We start from the raw sequence: 14,546 nt of genomic DNA on the forward strand, positions 1-14,546 counted from the left end.
ATTATCTCGTATTCGACGATAGGGAGAATCTAGTGAAGATCGTGGTGTTCGGCGCGAACGGGCCGACGGGCCGGCTCGTCACGCGCTTGGGTCTCGAGCGTGGCCACGTCGTGACCGCTGTGACGCGATCGCCCGAGGTCTTCCCGCTCACGCATCCGCGTCTGCGGGTGGAGCGGGGCGACGTCTATCGGCAGCAATCGGTGACGACTGCCGTGGCTGGACAGGATGCCGTTCTGTCCGCTCTCGGCGTGCCGTACAGCAAGCAGGAGATCACCACGTACTCGGTCGGGGTCACGACCATGCTGCACGCGATGGCCGAGCATGGCGTGCGCCGCATCGTCTGCGTCAGCTCCAGCGCTGTCGACGCGGCGGCCGGTCCGCACGGCGGCTTCTTCTTCGAGCGGATGCTGCAGCCGTATGTGACGCGGGTGCTGGGGAAAACGCTGTACGACGATATGAAACGCATGGAGGCGCTCCTCGCCGACAGCGCGGTGGATTGGACCGTGATGCGCCCGTCCGGCCTCTTCGACGCGGATGCCGTCAGCGACTACCGAATCGCCGAGCGCTACCTGCCGCAGAAGTTCACCTCCCGCATCGATCTTGCCGACGCCATGCTTCGGCAACTGGACGACGACCGCTTCGTCGGCGCGACTGCGGCGGTCGGCACTCTCGCCGGAGCGCCGTCGGTTGCGCAGCTCATGATGCGGGAGGCGTTCAAGCGCCCGCCGAAGCGAGTCGAGGCATCCGGCGCCACCGGTTGACCTCTTGACGGGCGCCTCCGATCGGCATAACGTGCAACCAAATGGTTGTACGTGAACGGAACGAAATCCTCTCCGATGTCGAGATCGACCGGATCTTCCATGCGCTGGCCGACGCGACTCGACGCGACATCGTGGCGCGCACCCTTCGCGGCGACCAGTCGATTTCAGCCCTGGCCGGCGGATACGCGATGAGTTTCGCAGCGGTGCAGAAGCACGTCGCTGTGCTCGTCTCCGCGCAACTCGTGAGCAAGGAGCGGCGGGGGCGCGAGCAGTTGGTGCGGGCGCAACCGGCGGTCATCCGCCGCGCCAATGAGCTCTTGAACCGATACGAGGCGATCTGGGTGGAACGCGCGGCCGGGATCGAACGCATCCTGGCCGGCGACATCGAGTCGCCTCTTACCCCGGCAAGCGCAGTTGACGCGGAAGGAATGCACCGATGACGGTGATCACTGTCGACAGAGACACCGAGAACCTGACCATGACGTTCGTGGCCGAGTTCACGGCCCCGCCCGAGCGGGTCTGGCAGGTGTGGCAGGACCCGCGCCAATTGGAACGGTGGTGGGGTCCGCCCACGTGGCCTGCAACGTTCGACGAACACAACCTCCGTGTTGGTGCACGGAGCGCGTACTACATGACGGGACCGCAGGGCGAGAAGGCCCACGGTTGGTGGACGATCACGCTCGTCGAGCCGCCCAGTCGGCTGGAGTTCGACGACGGTTTCTCCGACGACGACGGCTCGCCGTCCGAGGGCATGCCCGTGACCCGCACCGAGGTGATCCTCGAATCGGTCGAGCTCGGAGTCCGAGGCGTTGGCACTCGCATGACCACGGTCAGTCGTTTCGCGAGCATCGACGAGCTCGAACGGCTGGTTCAGATGGGCATGGAGGAGGGCATGCGACTGGCGCTTGGCCAGATCGATGACCTCCTCGAGGCCGTGCGGTGAACGAAGCGGCCGGCAGACGCAGGAACACGACAAGAAACACGACAAGCAATACAACAAGGAGGAATCGACCATGCCCGATATCGCACCCATCCAGCCATGTCTGTGGTTCAACGACCAGGCGCGCGAAGCGATGGAGTACTACGTAGACGTGTTTCCCGACTCGCGCATCGTCTCGATCGACGAGTATCCGGATGAGAGCCTCGACGAACACTTCGCCGGAATGTCCGGCAAGGTCATCAACGGCCGCTTCACGCTGAACGGCGTCGACTTCGTCTGCCTCGACGGCGGCCCCCTGTTCACCTTCAACGAGGCGATCTCGTTCGTGGTCGGCTGCGCCGACCAGGCCGAGATCGACGAGTACTGGGCGAAGCTCTCGCATGTGCCAGAGGCCGAGCAATGCGGCTGGTGCAAGGACCGGTTCGGCGTGAGCTGGCAGATCGTCCCTAGGAACATGTCAGAGCTCACGCGCACTCCGGATCAGGTCCAGGTCATGATGCGCCAGAAGAAGATCGTGATCGAAGAGCTGGCGAATGCCTGACCATCCTCCCTGCATCGGAGCGGGCCGAGGCGCCGCGCGTACACTCGAAAACAGGTATTCCCAGACCTTGACCGCCTACTGATCGGCGTGCCGCAGATGCGCGGTGCAGGCGGGAGGATGCCATGACCAGCCATGGCGTCGGGACGAGTTCGGGTGCGGTTCGCAGCACGGTCTCTCGTGCGGAACGGCCGGGCAACGACTACACCGAACTGGCCGCCGACATCCGCGCATCCGGGCTCCTGCGGCGACGATACGGCTACTACTGGACGAGGCTCATCGCCGTCCCGCTCGCGTATGGTGCCTGTTTCGCACTGTTCCTCTGGGTCGGCAACTCCTGGTGGCAGCTCGCCGTCGCCGCCCTGCTCGCCGTCGTGTTCACCCAGACGGCGTTCCTGGGGCATGACGCGGCACACAGGCAGATCTTTCGTTCGGGCAGATGGAACGACTGGATCAGCCTCATCCTCGGAGGCCTCTTCATCGGCATGAGCTACGGGTGGTGGCAGCACAAGCACACCAAGCACCACGCGAACCCGAACCGCCAGGGCTACGACCCCGATATCGATCTGCCCGTCATCTCGCTGACGCACGAGCAGGTGACCAGGCATCGCCCTTGGCCGCTGCCGTGGGTGTTCTCGCACCAGGGCGTGTTCTTCTTTCCGATCCTGTTCCTCGAGGGCATCTCTCTGCACGCCTCGAGTGTGCGCCGCGTGTTCGCGCGCGAACCGCTTGCGCGGAGACCGGTGGAGATCGCTTTCCTCATGGTGCGCCTGGTGGGCTACCTGGGCATCCTGTTCCTCATGCTGCCGCCAGGCAAGGCGGGAGCCTTCCTCGGTGTGCAACTGGGCCTGTTCGGCTTCTACATGGGCATGTCATTCGCGCCGAACCACAAGGGGATGCCGCTGGTTCCAAAGGACATGCGACTGGGCTTCCTGCGCAGGCAGGTCATGATGAGCCGCAACATCCGGGGAAGCCGCGTGCTCGACTTCGCGATGGGCGGGCTCAACTACCAGATCGAGCATCACCTCTTCCCATCGATGCCGCGTCCGCATCTGAGACGCGCCGCTCCCGTGGTGCGCGGCTATTGCGCGAGCAGGGACGTGCCGTACGTCGAGACGGGGCTCTTCGAGTCGTACCTGATCGTCTTCCGCTACATCAATCGGGTCGGCCTCGGAGACAAGGATCCGTTCGCGTGCCCGCTGCTGGAGGCGCGGCAACTCACTCTGCCGATACCCGAGCCGCCGATGCCCGAGTCGCTGATGCCTGCGGCGCCAACGTCTGGGGCGCCGATATCCCAGGCGCCAGAGGTGACGACTCCGCAGGCCGTGACTCCCCGAGCGCGGAGCTGAGCACGGTCACCGAAGACGTCACTCTGCGGCGGTGCCTGATCAGCCAGACGACGTCGCGCCCGAACGACTCGACGAGGAGCAGCAGCGCGATGAGCACAAGCACGGCGTCGATGCCCGGGAGCAGTCCGGATGCCGCGGCCGTGAGCGCGATGCCCTGCGCCGCCGTCACGACTTTGCGCCAGTATCGCGGCGGGAGCACTGCGCGGAACCACGGCAGAACCCAGCCGACGGCGACGAACGTGTAGCGCATCAGGCCGATGGCGAGCACCCAGCCGCCGAGGGACTGCGCGACGAACGCGCTGAGAACGAGGAGGAGGAACGCATCCACCTCCATGTCGTAGCGGGCGCCGAGTTCGGAAGCGGACCGGGTGCGGCGCGCTACCCATCCGTCCACCGCGTCAAGCGCAAGGGCGGGGATGGTGAGAGCTACCAGGAGGGGCACCGAGACCGGCGCGATCAGCGAAGCTGCGACCATCGCAGTGATCAGCCCGACGAGTGCCGAACGCACGGTCGTCACCACGTTGGCCGCACCGAACCGCACGGTGCGTCTGCGGCGGAGACCGACGCCGAGGAGCGTGTTCGCAACGACGGCGTATCCGACAGCGACCACCCACGCCACCGGCGGCAGCGGATCGACGAGGCTCACTACCGCGGTCGCGCCGATGCCGGCAGCTGCCGCGGCGGCCGGTATCCGGTGAACCGATCTCATGGTCGTCCTCGTGTCTTCTGCATGGCCCCTCATGGGTTAAGACGCGATTGGGTACCGGAAGGTTCAGTACGGGTCGAATCGGTTCTGTAATCGGATTCGGCGATCAGGATCGGCAGCAGCCGGATTCGGCAGCAGTCGGGGTGTACAGAGGGAGGCACGTGACCGAGGCAACCGCGTTCTGGGTCGAACGACCGGGAGTCGGGGCGCTGCGTACACAGACCCTCCCACCGGTCGGCGACGACGAGGTGCTCGTGCGCACGACATTCACCGGGATCAGCAGGGGAACCGAGACCACCGTGTTCCTCGGCAAAGTGCCAGCGGGTGAACGTGAACGCATGCGCGCACCCTTCCAACACGGCGACTTTCCCGGCCCTGTCGAGTACGGCTACCTGAACGTGGGAGTCGTCGAGAGCGGACCGGGCGAGCTGCGCGGTCAAGCCGTGTTCACGCTGTTCCCTCACCAGTCGAGTTTCGTGGTCCCCGCCGACGCGGTGCTGCCGATCCCCGACGGCGTCCCTGCGCGCAGAGCCGTGCTCGCGGGGTCGGTCGAGACCGCACTGAACGTGCTCTGGGACGCTTCGCCGCTGGTCGGCGACCGCGTCGCCGTGATCGGCGCAGGGATGATCGGATGCTGCGTCGCACGGCTGCTGCGCGGCATCCCGGAATCCCAGGTGACGCTCGTCGACGTCGACCTGTCTCGTCGTCGGGTGGCCGAGTTGCTGGGCGTCGGGTTCGCCGAGCCGAACGAAGCGCCGCGCGACTGCGATGTCGTGGTGGACGTGAGCGGAGCGGCATCCGGGCTGCAGCTCGCGCTCGAGTGCGCCGCGACGGAGGGCGAGGTGATCGAGGCGGCCTGGTTCGGGGACCGGCCGGTGAGCATCAACCTCGGCTCGGACTTCCACTCGCGGCGACTCTCGATCCGCTCGAGCCAGGTCGGCATGGTCGCACCGCGTCGCAGGGGCCGCTACAGCACGAGGGACCGGCTCGCGCTCGCGCTGCGCATGCTGCGCGACCCCGCGTTCGACGCTCTGCTGAGCGGGGAGTCCTCATGGCGCGACCTGCCGCAGGTGATGGCAGCCCTGGCCGACGGCACTTTTCAAGCAGACGGCCGGCCTGTGCTGTGCCACACGATCGATTGGGAGGGCGCATGACGTTCACGGTGACGGTGCGAGACCACATGATGGTGGCGCACAGCCTGTCTGGCGAGGTCTTCGGCCCAGCACAACGGCTGCACGGCGCGACCTTCGTCGTCGACGCGTCGTTCAGTGCCGGCGCCTTGGGCCCGGACGGCATCGTCGTCGACATCGGGCTGGCCTCGGCCGCTCTGCGCGAGATCACCGGCTCGCTGAGCTACCGCAACCTGGACGACGAACCGCAGTTCGAGGGTATGAACACCACGACCGAGCAGCTCTGCCGTACCATCGCGGATGCCCTTGCCGAACAGGCCGCGGCAGGTGGACTGGGCGAGACGGGGCGGGCCCTTTCCGGCATCGCGGTCACATTGCATGAGTCGCACATCGCCTGGGCGACGTACGAGAGGACGCTGTGAGCGGCGCGCGTGGCAGGCCGACCGGCAGCGTGCACTTCCTCGTGCCAGAGGGGGTGGACGATGCTGCCAGAGTCAGCGGCGGCAACGTCTACGACCTCGCGCTTCGCGACGGTCTGAAGGGACTCGGCTGGGATGTGAGGCTCGAGCCGATCCGACCGGGGGAGCCGTCGATGGCGAGCCTGCTTTCGACTCTGGGCGACGGCTCCCTGGTGCTGGTCGATGGTCTGCTCGCGGCGCAGGCTCCTGACGCTCTCGTGCACCACTCCCGGCGCCTCAGGCTCGTGGCGCTCGCGCACATGATCTCGGCGTCCGTGGCCCCGGCGCACGAGCGGGCTGGGGCCGGCGAGCGTGAACGCCGCGCACTCCGTGCGGCGCGAAGAGTCGTCACGACGAGCCGGTGGACGAGGGACGCCTTGGTCAGCGCGGGAGCAGCTCGGGCCGCCGACATCACGGTTGCGCGACCAGGCGTGTCCCCGGCGCCAGCGACCGTCGGCTCGTCCGACGGTGGCCGGCTGCTGTGCGTGGGAGCCCTCGCCCCGCACAAGGGACAGGACGTTCTGGTTCACGCCCTCTCCGGCATCGACGCGGATGTTGAATGGACCTGCACCTTCGTCGGCTCCCTCGATACGGACCGCGGCTTCGCGGCGGCGCTCCGGGCCAGGGTGGAATCCGTGGGCCTCGCGGATCGCATTCGCTTCACCGGCGTGCTGACCGGTGGGCAGCTCTTAGACGTGTATGCCGCAGCAGACCTTCTGGTCGCGCCGTCTCGGGCCGAGAGCTTCGGTATGGCGGTCGCGGACGCCGTGGCCAGGGGCATCCCCGTGTTCGCGAGCCGAACGGGTGGACTGCCGGAGGCGATCGGCGGAAGCGGAGCGGGCGTGCTCGTGCCGCCTGATGATCCTTCCGCGCTTCGCGCCGCGCTTCTGCGCTGGTGGACGGATGCCGCGTGGCGCTCCGACCTGAGAGCTCGAGCTGAGCGCGGTCGCCTCACGGCGCCGTCATGGCTCGACACCGCGCGTACCGTCGCGGCGGTGCTCGCCGACCTTTCGTCCTACGACGATGTTCCCGTGGCGGTCGGGAGGCCGGCATGACCGACGTCATCGAGACCAGCAGCACCTGGCTGGCGCTGCGCGAGCAGGAGGATGCCCGTGCCCGCTCGGCAGACTTGGCTGCTGCCGCCGTGCGTCTGGTCACCGCACCGCTGACGGTGCACGACCTGGGGAGCGGCACGGGCTCGATGATGCGCTGGCTGGCACCGCGTCTGCCAGGGCCGCAGACCTGGGTGCTCCACGACTGGAATGAGCAGTTGGTGCAGCGCGCGGGCGAGGCGGGCATCCCCGACGATGCCGACGGCCGGCCGGTCGCAATCCGAACGCGCGTTGCTGAGTTGGTAGAGGTGGGCGCAGGCGAGCTGCGGGGCGCGTCTCTGGTCACGGCATCCGCTCTGCTCGACGTGCTGACATCTCGCGAGCTCCACGCCATGGCGGCGGCCTGTCTGCAGGCAAGAGCACCTGTGCTGCTGAGTCTCAGCGTGACGGGAAGGGTCGACCTGCGGCCGTGGCATCGTCTCGACGAGGCGTTCCAGAACGCGTTCAACGCTCACCAGCGCCGCAGCACCGACGGCAGGAGGTTGCTCGGTCCTCATGCCGTGGCCGTCGCTCGCGGCATCTTCCTCCAGGCGGACTGGCACGTGCGTCCGGAAGAGACGCCGTGGCGACTTGGGCCGCACGACGCGGAGCTCCTGACCGAGTGGTTCGAAGGCTGGGTGCACGCCGCGTTCGAGCAGGACACCGCGTTGCGATCCGAGGCCCGTGCCTATCTGAAGATGCGACGAGAGCAGATGCGGGACGGCATCCTCTCGGTCGCCGTGCACCACAAGGACCTACTGGCATGGCCGAGATGAGGACGGCGGCCCACGGCACGGCGCGAGGCTGGAGAACCCTCGTCGCCCCGAGGCGCGTGCGCGCATGGGCGAGGCCGTTGATCGGACTTGTGGTACTGGTCGCCGTGGTGGTGCGCGTCGGACCCGCTCCGTTCGCCGAAGGACTGCTCGGCATCGACCCCGTGACGGTGTCATCCGCGGTGGCGATCTGCGCCGTGTCCACCGCGGCTTCGGCGTGGCGGTGGCGCGTCGTGGCCAACCGTCTCGGCGTGCGCATCGGGTTTCGGAACGCGATCGCGATGTACTACCGATCGCAGTTCCTCAACGCCGTGCTTCCTGGCGGAGTGCTCGGCGACGTGCACAGGGCCGTCGCTCATGGGGTCGACGTGCACGATGTGCCACAGGCGTCACGTGCGGTCGCGATCGAACGCGTTGCTGGACAGGCGGTGCAGGCCGTAGTGACGCTCGTCGTGCTCGGCTGGGCCGGAGCGGAGTTCGCCGGCTGGGCGCTCGCGCAATTGGGCATCGGGCTCGCTCTCCTCCTGGCAGCGCTGGCGGCGGCCGCGGCGAGCCGCAAGCTGCGGCGCATCGTCGTTCGGGAACTCGTCGAGCTGCGGGTCGGCCTCGGCGCTCCACGTGCCGCCGTTCAGGTGCTGGCGGCGTCGCTGGTCGCCGTGAGCTGCCACGTCGCACTCTTCGCCATCGCCGTCGCGGGCATCGGCGTGCACCTGCCGCCCCTGCGCCTCGTCGCTCTTGCCCTCGTGGTACTGCTCGGCGCCTCGATCCCGGTGAACGTCGGCGGATGGGGGCCAAGGGAAGGCGTTGCAGCATGGGCATTTGCAATGGCCGGCCTCGGTTCGGCCGCCGGTGTCGCGGCATCCACGGCCTTCGGGGTGCTGGTGATGATCGCTGTGCTTCCCGGAGCGGTCGTCGCCCTCGTGGCGGCCATCCGGCCGGCATCCGTCCGCCCGTCCGTCGTCTCCGTCTCGCATGCCGTTGTACCGGTCACCGGAACTATCGCTTCGATCCCAGCGACCGTGCCGGCCGGCCCGACAGGAGGCCGACCGTGACGACGCCACAACGAGAACTGCCGTATGTGACCGTCAGCTGCGCCATGTCCATCGACGGCTACCTCGACTCGGCATTGCCCCCGCGGCTCGCGCTGTCCAACACCGCCGATCTCGACCGTGTCGACGAACTGCGCGCCGCGCACGACGCGATCCTGGTCGGTGCCGGCACCGTACGCAAGGATGACCCGCGCCTGCTCGTGCGCAGCGAGCGCAGGTGCGCGGCCAGGGTGGCCGCCGGCCTGCCCCGTCAGCCCTGGAAGGTGACGCTCACGCAGACCGGCGATCTCGATGCCGGAGCCCGGTTCTTCACGACCGGTGACACATGCCGGCTGGTCTACTGCCCGGCCGGAGTGCGAACGCCGCTGGCGGAGCGGCTCGGCTCGCTCTCCACGGTGGTGGGACTGGGCGAGCGGGTGGACATCGGCGCCGTTCTGGCCGATCTGGGCGCCCGCGGCGCACGCACCGTCATGGTCGAGGGCGGCCGAGCAGTACTCACCCAGCTGCTGGCATCCGGTCTCGCCGACGAACTGCAGCTCGTGGTCGCCCCGCTGTTCGTGGGCGACGGGCGCGCTCCCCGTCTCGTGCACGACGCGGTGTTCCCCTGGACGGCCGATCATCGCGCCCGGCTGCTCGACGTGCGGCCGATCGGCGACGTGGCCCTGTTGCGGTACGGCCTGTCCGAACGCTGCCGCGGCGACGCACCTGCGCCGTCGGCCGGCACGTCACCTGCTGCAGACCGGGGGAGCACAGAATGACCGACCAGGTGAACGCCCGACGCACGACGCGTGGTGCGGTCGCGACCGGCGTGACCACGCTTGCAGCCCTCGTGCTCGTCGCGACCGCGCTGGCACCCGGTCTCATCGCCTCGGGCTCCGGAGGCGCACTGCTACGGGTGCCGGCCGAGGCCGTCATCGGGCTGCTCGTGCTCGCGCTGCTGCCTTCGCGGCTCGCTCGACGCATCGTCGCCGCGCCGGTGGCCGTGCTGCTCGTCGCCGCGACGGCGCTGGCGGCGCTCGACAGGGGCTTCGAGACCACCCTCTCGCGCGCCTTCAACGTCGTCACCGACTGGTCGGAACTGGGGGATGCCTACGGCGTGCTCCGCGATTCCGCGGGCACGGTCGGGGCTGCGGCACTGCTTGTCCTGCTGCTGATCGCCGCGTGCGGAGCCCTGCTCGCGGTGTACTGGGCGCTGTTGCGGCTCGACCGGGCGCTGCGTGCGCACCGCCGCGCCGCCCTCGCCGCGGGATCGACCGTGACGGCCGTCTGGCTCGTCGCCGCGCTCGTCGGCGTGCAACTCGTACCGGGGGAGCCGGTCGCGGCATCCGATGCGATCGGCCTCGCGGTCTCGACGGCGTCGCAGGTGCGTGTGACCGAAGAGGAACAGGCGGCGTTCGCGAAGGCATCCGCGGGTGATGCGTACGCCCAACTGCCGGCATCCGATTTGCTGAACGGCCTCAAGGGCAAAGACGTGATCGTCGCGTTCATCGAGAGCTACGGCCAGGTCGCCGTGCAGAACACCTCGTTCTCGTCCGGCGTCGACACCGTGCTGCGCGACGGCAACACTGCGCTGGCACGTGCCGGATACACCGAGCGCAGCGCGTTCCTCACCTCGCCGACCTTCGGCGGCGTCAGCTGGCTGGCGCATTCCACCCTGCAGTCCGGGCTGTGGATCGACTCGCAGCAGAAGTACGACAGGGTGACCGCGGGCGATCGCTTCACGCTGAGCGGCGCCTTCAAGAAGGCCGGGTGGCGCACCGTTTCCGACGTGCCATCGGATTCAGGCCCGTGGCCGGTCGGCACGTCGTTCTACCACTACGACACTCTGCTGAACTCGCAGAACGTCGGCTATCACGGTCCGAGGTTCAGCTATGCGCGCATTCCCGATCAGTACACCTGGAACTATCTGCAGCAGCACGAGCTGAGCGCACCGCACAAGCCCGTCATGGCCGAGATCGACTTCGTCTCATCCCACACTCCCTGGACTCCGCTGCCGCACCTCGTGCCGTGGCCATCGCTCGGAGACGGCTCGGTCTACGCGCCGCAGCCTGGCCAGGGGCTGCCTCCGAGCGTGGTCTGGCAGGACCCTCGCCGCGTGCAACAGCTCTACGGGGAATCCGTGCAGTACTCGATGGGCGCCTTGTTCTCCTTCCTGACCACCTTCGGCGATCCGAACCTGGTGCTCGTCGTGCTCGGCGATCACCAGCCGGCCTCCGTCGTCAGCGGTCCGGCCGCGAACCACGACGTGCCGGTGAGCATCATCTCGAAGGACCGCGGCGTCATGTCGCGAATCGACGACTGGCACTGGCAATCGGGAATGCTTCCCTCGCCGTCCGCGCCCGTCTGGCGAATGGATGCCTTCCGCAACCGGTTCCTCTCGGCCTACGGCCCGCAATGAGCCAGCAGTGAAGCGATCGAACGCGGTGGGTTGCGACCCGACGTGAACGTTTGGCTCGGCTGAGCCGTGTCATCCATGAGGGTCTCCGTGCGGGAGACCGTATCGGAAAGCGGGTGAGACCGAATGGCAGCCAGCAACCCAGGCATCCTGAGGGTCGTGCGTATCGTCAGCGCGATAGTCCTGCTCGCGATAGCGGGCATCCATCTGTTCCTCGTCTTCGACGGGGTCCGCGGCCTGCTCGGCGTGATGTTCGTGCTCAACGCCATTGCCGGCGTCGTCCTGGCCATCGCCGTGCTGGCACTGCACGGCACGCTGCTCAAGATCGCGACTGTCCTCGGCCTGCTGTTCATCGCGGCATCGCTGATCGCACTGCTGCTTGCGCTCACTGTCGGGCTGTTCGGCATCCGCGAAGTCTGGACCTTCACGCTCGTGCCAGAGACGGTGATCGTCGAGGTGATCGGCATCGTCGTGCTCGCTGTGGCGAGCGGAGTGGTGCTGCGCAGGCAGGTCGCCGCCTGAACCCACTCGGCTCGTCGAGCCGGAATGAGGTGGCGGCCTCGCAAGAAGCGCGCATCTGACACGAGCCGCCGGTCACCCGAAAAGGGTCACCGGCGGCTCGCAGTGCGTTGCGGTCAGGCCGCTACGGGCATCCTTTGACCGGCGGTGACGCGCAGCTCACCGTCAGCGGCATCCACGTGCACCGTTCCGCCGTCGTCGATCGACCCGTCGACCAGCAGGTCGGCGATGCGGTCATCGACCTCGCGCTGGATGACGCGGCGCAGCGGACGCGCCCCGAACTCCGGCTCGTAGCCGTGCTCGGCGATCCACTCGACGGCCGCATCGGACACGGTGAAGGCGATCTCGCGCTGGGCCAGTCGTGAGCTGGTGGCGGTCAGCAGCAGGCGAACGATGTCACGCAGCTGCTCGCGGTCCAGCTTGCGGAACAGCACGATCTCGTCGATGCGGTTGATGAACTCCGGCCGCATGCTCTCGCGCAGCTTGCCCATCACCCTGTCACGCAGCGCCTTCTCGTCGCCGAAGCCGTCGGCGCCGGGAGCCACGAACCCGAGCGCACCGCTCTTGGACGCCAGGAACTCGCTGCCCAGGTTCGACGTCATGATGACGACGGTGTTGCGGAAGTCCACCGTGCGACCCTGGCCGTCGGTAAGGCGACCGTCGTCGAGCACCTGCAGCAACAGGTTGAAGATGTCGGGATGCGCCTTCTCGATCTCGTCGAACAGCAGCACCGAGTAGGGGTTGCGGCGCACGCGCTCGGTCAGCTGGCCGGCCTCGTCGTAGCCGACGTATCCCGGAGGCGCTCCGACCAGGCGAGCCGCCGTGTGCCGCTCACCGAACTCGCTCATGTCGAAGCGGATCATCGACCGCTCAGACCCGAACAGCGACGCGGCGAGTGCCTTCGCCAGCTCCGTCTTTCCGACGCCGGTCGGACCGAGGAACAGGAAGCTGCCCACCGGCCTGTGCTCGTCGCCCATGCCCGTGCGATTGCGGCGCACCGACTTGGCCACCGCAGTCACGGCGTCATCCTGCCCGATCACGCGCTGGTGCAGCTCGCTCTCCAGCTTTGCCAACCGTTCGCGATCGGCCTCGCCGATGCGAGTGACGGGGATGCCCGTCGCGCGCGAGATCACGTCGGCGATCTGCGTCTCGTCCACCAGTGCGTCTTCGCCGTCACCGCTGCGCACGCCCACTGCCGCCGCCTCGGCCAGTTTGGCCTCCACCGCAGTGATCTCATCGCGCAGCCGCGAGGCTTCCTCGTAACGCTCGGCCGAGACCGCCGCGTTCTTCTCCGCCTCCAGGTCGGCAAGGCGCTGCATGAGCGCCGACGTGTCCACCTGCTTGCCCAGTCGCAGACGCAGCCGAGCGCCCGCCTGGTCGATCAGGTCGATGGCCTTGTCGGGCAGGTAGCGGTCGGCGACATAACGCGCGCTCAACTCGACCGCGGCGCGGATGGCGTCGTCGGTGTACGTCACTCCGTGGTGCTCTTCATACGCATGCCGAAGGCCGGCGAGAATGGCCACAGCGTCGTCGATCGACGGTTCTGCCACGGTCACAGGCTGGAAGCGCCGCTCCAGCGCAGGGTCCTTCTCGATCTGCCGGTACTCCTTGAGCGTGGTCGCACCGACCAGGTGCAACTCGCCCTTCGCGAGCCGCGGCTTCAGGATGTTCGCGGCATCCATTCCGCCGTCGCCGGCGCCACCCGCGCCGATCACGGTGTGCACCTCATCGATGAACACGATGAGCTCGCCCTTCTTGGCCGAGATCTCGTCCATCAGCTTGGTGAGGCGCTCCTCGAAATCGCCACGGTACCGGGTTCCGGCGAGCATGCCTGGCAGGTCGAGCGAGATGACACGCTTGTCGCGCAGCTGCTCGGGAACCACTCCGTCCACGATCGCCTGGGCCAGGCCCTCGACGATCGCGGTCTTGCCGACGCCGGCCTCTCCGACCAGCACAGGGTTGTTCTTGGTGCGCCTGGAGAGGATCTCAACGGTCTGCTCGATCTCATCGACGCGGCCGATCACCGGGTCGAGCCGGCCCTCGTGAGCGGCGAGCGTAAGGTCGGTGCCGAAGCGGTCGAGCATGGGCGTCTCGGATGTCTGCTCACCGGCATCCGTTTCGCTCGCCGCCTCGGCCCCCATGGTCGCAGCCTCACGCATGGCGCCGGCAAGGGCGTCTGGCGTGACGCCTGCCGACTGCAGCACCTGCCCGGCGGGGGAGTCCTGGGCGATGACGAGCGCGTAGAACAGGTGCTCGGGATCGATGTAGGTCGAACCCGACGCGCGGGCGACTTGGTACGCGTGGAACAGCGCGCGCTGTGCGGACGGCGTGAGCGCCGGGGCGTCGGTGTTCGCCTCACCGGTCTGCGGCAGGCGCTGCTCGGCCGCGCGAACGATGCGGGCGGGATCGACGCCGATGCGGCGCATTGCCTCGGCGGCCGGGTCTTCGCCCGACATGACGCGCAGAATGTGCAGCGCGTCCAGCTCGTTGTGGCCGTGCTCGAGCGCGAACCGTCCGGCTCGCTGCAGCACCTCCTGGGTGCGGCGGCTGAGGAAGCGGCTGATGTCGATCGAGCGGGCCGCGCGGGCGCGCTCGCCGGCGAGGTAACGCGCGAGGAACTCGTCGAACGAGCTTCCCTCGTCGCCTGGCTCGGCACCGCCGGGGATGAAGTTCTCAGGCACTGAATCTCCTGTTGTTCCGGTTATATCCGTCTGTCTCACTCGAACTTGAGCCGAGTGTTATCAACTTCAACATTTACCACCGGTGGATATTCCCGGCGAAGCGGAAGACGCGTCAGGATCGAGAATCCAGGCGACACGAAGGGGCGCCGGCACATG

The 14,546-nt window shown here is 68.0% G+C and carries 14 protein-coding genes and 1 pseudogene; 13 read left to right on the top strand and 2 right to left on the bottom strand.

What is annotated here, in order from left to right:
* Nucleotides 1-32 precede the first annotated feature (32 nt).
* From ACO2Q7_RS00250 to ACO2Q7_RS00270, 5 genes are all read left to right on the top strand, one after another.
* Nucleotides 33-761: an NAD(P)-dependent oxidoreductase gene (locus ACO2Q7_RS00250; protein ID WP_423353646.1), complete on the top strand. Its 729-nt coding sequence runs from the start codon at nt 33-35 to the stop codon at nt 759-761.
* A 41-nt stretch (nt 762-802) separates the two neighbouring features.
* Nucleotides 803-1,201 carry an ArsR/SmtB family transcription factor gene (locus ACO2Q7_RS00255; protein WP_423353647.1) on the top strand — a complete coding sequence of 133 codons (399 nt, stop codon included), beginning with the start codon at nt 803-805 and terminating at the stop codon, nt 1,199-1,201.
* Nucleotides 1,198-1,704, top strand: a complete 507-nt coding sequence (locus tag ACO2Q7_RS00260) for an SRPBCC family protein (RefSeq protein WP_423353648.1) — start codon at nt 1,198-1,200, stop codon at nt 1,702-1,704. Before ACO2Q7_RS00255 ends, ACO2Q7_RS00260 begins: the two co-directional genes overlap by 4 nt.
* A 70-nt stretch (nt 1,705-1,774) precedes the next feature.
* Complete coding sequence (locus tag ACO2Q7_RS00265; RefSeq protein ID WP_423353649.1) at nt 1,775-2,242, top strand: VOC family protein; 468 nt, start codon at nt 1,775-1,777, stop codon at nt 2,240-2,242.
* 122 nt (nt 2,243-2,364) lie between these two features.
* Nucleotides 2,365-3,588, top strand: a complete 1,224-nt coding sequence (locus ACO2Q7_RS00270) for a fatty acid desaturase family protein (protein WP_423353650.1) — start codon at nt 2,365-2,367, stop codon at nt 3,586-3,588.
* An 88-nt stretch (nt 3,589-3,676) separates the two neighbouring features.
* Here the strand turns inward: ACO2Q7_RS00270 and ACO2Q7_RS00275 are convergent.
* Nucleotides 3,677-4,330: pseudogene (locus ACO2Q7_RS00275) on the bottom strand (CDP-alcohol phosphatidyltransferase family protein); the annotation flags it as partial.
* A 125-nt stretch (nt 4,331-4,455) separates the two neighbouring features.
* Between ACO2Q7_RS00275 and ACO2Q7_RS00280 the strand changes: the two are divergent.
* From ACO2Q7_RS00280 to ACO2Q7_RS00315, 8 genes are all read left to right on the top strand, one after another.
* Entirely contained in the window at nt 4,456-5,448 is a 993-nt protein-coding gene (locus ACO2Q7_RS00280; RefSeq protein WP_423353651.1) for a zinc-dependent alcohol dehydrogenase, read from the top strand.
* Nucleotides 5,445-5,846 carry a 6-pyruvoyl trahydropterin synthase family protein gene (locus tag ACO2Q7_RS00285; RefSeq protein WP_423353652.1) on the top strand — a complete coding sequence of 134 codons (402 nt, stop codon included), beginning with the start codon at nt 5,445-5,447 and terminating at the stop codon, nt 5,844-5,846. The genes ACO2Q7_RS00280 and ACO2Q7_RS00285 overlap by 4 nt, the downstream gene beginning before the upstream one ends.
* Nucleotides 5,843-6,937 carry a glycosyltransferase family 4 protein gene (locus tag ACO2Q7_RS00290; RefSeq protein WP_423353653.1) on the top strand — a complete coding sequence of 365 codons (1,095 nt, stop codon included), beginning with the start codon at nt 5,843-5,845 and terminating at the stop codon, nt 6,935-6,937. The genes ACO2Q7_RS00285 and ACO2Q7_RS00290 overlap by 4 nt, the downstream gene beginning before the upstream one ends.
* A complete protein-coding gene (locus ACO2Q7_RS00295) occupies nt 6,934-7,749 on the top strand; it encodes an SAM-dependent methyltransferase (protein ID WP_423353654.1) in 816 nt (271 codons plus the stop codon). The genes ACO2Q7_RS00290 and ACO2Q7_RS00295 overlap by 4 nt, the downstream gene beginning before the upstream one ends.
* A complete protein-coding gene (locus ACO2Q7_RS00300) occupies nt 7,737-8,798 on the top strand; it encodes a lysylphosphatidylglycerol synthase transmembrane domain-containing protein (protein ID WP_423353655.1) in 1,062 nt (353 codons plus the stop codon). The genes ACO2Q7_RS00295 and ACO2Q7_RS00300 overlap by 13 nt, the downstream gene beginning before the upstream one ends.
* Nucleotides 8,795-9,553, top strand: a complete 759-nt coding sequence (locus ACO2Q7_RS00305; protein ID WP_423353656.1) for a RibD family protein — start codon at nt 8,795-8,797, stop codon at nt 9,551-9,553. The genes ACO2Q7_RS00300 and ACO2Q7_RS00305 overlap by 4 nt, the downstream gene beginning before the upstream one ends.
* Nucleotides 9,550-11,193, top strand: a complete 1,644-nt coding sequence (locus tag ACO2Q7_RS00310; protein WP_423353657.1) for a CDP-alcohol phosphatidyltransferase — start codon at nt 9,550-9,552, stop codon at nt 11,191-11,193. The genes ACO2Q7_RS00305 and ACO2Q7_RS00310 overlap by 4 nt, the downstream gene beginning before the upstream one ends.
* Before the next feature lie 123 nt (nt 11,194-11,316).
* Complete coding sequence (locus ACO2Q7_RS00315; protein ID WP_423353658.1) at nt 11,317-11,712, top strand: hypothetical protein; 396 nt, start codon at nt 11,317-11,319, stop codon at nt 11,710-11,712.
* 113 nt (nt 11,713-11,825) lie between these two features.
* Here the strand turns inward: ACO2Q7_RS00315 and ACO2Q7_RS00320 are convergent, their stop codons facing one another.
* Nucleotides 11,826-14,390 carry an ATP-dependent Clp protease ATP-binding subunit gene (locus ACO2Q7_RS00320; protein WP_423353659.1) on the bottom strand — a complete coding sequence of 855 codons (2,565 nt, stop codon included), beginning with the start codon at nt 14,388-14,390 and terminating at the stop codon, nt 11,826-11,828.
* Nucleotides 14,391-14,546 lie beyond the last annotated feature (156 nt).

This window comes from Rathayibacter sp. KR2-224 (assembly GCF_049446075.1).
GTDB lineage: Bacteria > Actinomycetota > Actinomycetes > Actinomycetales > Microbacteriaceae > Humibacter.